Raw genomic sequence first — 1722 nt, 5'->3', positions numbered from 1 at the left:
CCCTACCACCAAACCTACACCTACGACACAGGCAACAATCTAACCCATCTCTCACACCAAGCCAATAGCAGCACATGGCAACAAACTATCATCATCCACCCAAACAACAACCGTGGCACCGAAACCCAACAATCTACCAGCGATTTTGATGCCAATGGCAACCTACTAACCCTTGACAATATTGGCACTCTACATTGGCACTATAACAACACCCTTAACCAACTTACCAAAGCAGACAAAAGCAACACCACACAATACTATGTTTATGACTACCAAGGCAATCGAGTTCGCACTGTGGCTGAATCTAACAATCAAGCACAAAGCCAAAGAGACTACCTACCTTCACTAGAGCTTTCAATCAACCAAGCAAAACAACAAACTAGCACCTTGCACATTGGCACTCACATATTCAGTGAAACCAGCAAAGACAACATACAAAACCCCGTCCAAACCCGCTACCAACTCACCAGCCACCTACAATCCAACACCCTAGAGTTGGATGACAAAGCCCAAACTCTCAGCTACGAACACTACTATCCCTATGGTGGCACTGCCATCATCGCTGGCAAAGACAAAACCCAAGTCCAACAAAAACGCTACCGCTACACAGGTAAAGAAAGAGACGACAGCAGTGGTTTATACTACTACGGTGCTAGGTATCTAGCTCCTTGGTTGGCAAGATGGATAAGCCCCGATTCAGCGGGTGCAGTGGATGGCTTGAATTTATATGTTTATGTGGGCAATAATCCCCTTAAATACACAGACCCAACAGGACATTGTATTAATACAATATCCAATGATGAATTTTTTAAAAGAATAAATAAAGACAAGACTAGTGAATTAAATATTTGGGTTGGGGATGCACATCACTTACCAGATGCAAACAAATTGTTATTAACTTTGGCGGAAAACATTGATCTTGAGCGTATTGGAAATCTGGTGATTGAAGAAGTAAATGTTTCAATTTCAGGAGATAAGCGACCTACCTCAGTACAAGGACCAGCTATGTTTCGAACAATAGTAAATTATGCGATGCGTGAATATAATATAAACGAAATGCAGGCTATGACACTTTCTAGTTATACATTAAAAATGCGGGCGTTAATAGGCGAAGGTCCACTAATAGATAAAAAATTTAAGGGTATTTTTATTGGCGGAGAAAATTGGAAAAATCCCAGGTTAGAAGTTTCAAGAATAAAAGGCGGTATGCTTGCAATAGTTGGTGCTTGTCATTTATTAACAAGTGCACCGTTAAAAAATAAAAATATACATCCAGACGCATTTCCCGTTCAAGATCACCTTAAACCTGATACAAGTATTGCTTTAATTCCACGAAATGTCATTATATTCCTCAATAACATTCCATTTGTAAGGCAAGGCAATTCAGAGACCGAATTTGGATTATGGGTTAACGGCAAAGATAACAAACCAGAAAATGCATTTTTAGTTATTGGCAGAGGGGAGGCAATGAGAGAAAGGTTTGGCGATGTAATGCAACCAACGCCAATGGATTTAAGCAAATTATTGCCTATTAAGGAACCGAGCCCCTGATCTAAACGCAATGAATCATCGTGTAATGCCTTAACCTAAGGTTCAATTAGTAGAGACCTTTGCATAAATAGTCAACCCTTAAAAACCACACAACAAATTGATTTATAACAATAAAACTAACAATAACCCTAGACAAATCAACCAACTTTTGTTAAAATACCCCTTATTCCT

The 1722-nt window shown here is 39.6% G+C and carries 1 protein-coding gene; it reads left to right on the top strand.

What is annotated here, in order from left to right:
- Window positions 1–1551, top strand: a 1551-nt coding sequence (locus BAZSYMA_RS10470; RefSeq protein WP_241502598.1) for an RHS repeat domain-containing protein, incomplete at its 5' end; no start/stop codon positions are given.
- Window positions 1552–1722: the final 171 nt, after the last annotated feature.

The organism is Bathymodiolus azoricus thioautotrophic gill symbiont (assembly GCF_001298715.1).
Classification (GTDB): domain Bacteria; phylum Pseudomonadota; class Gammaproteobacteria; order PS1; family Pseudothioglobaceae; genus Thiodubiliella.
Note: the sequence above shows the minus strand (reverse complement) of the source record. Positions and strands in the feature narration are given on the sequence as shown.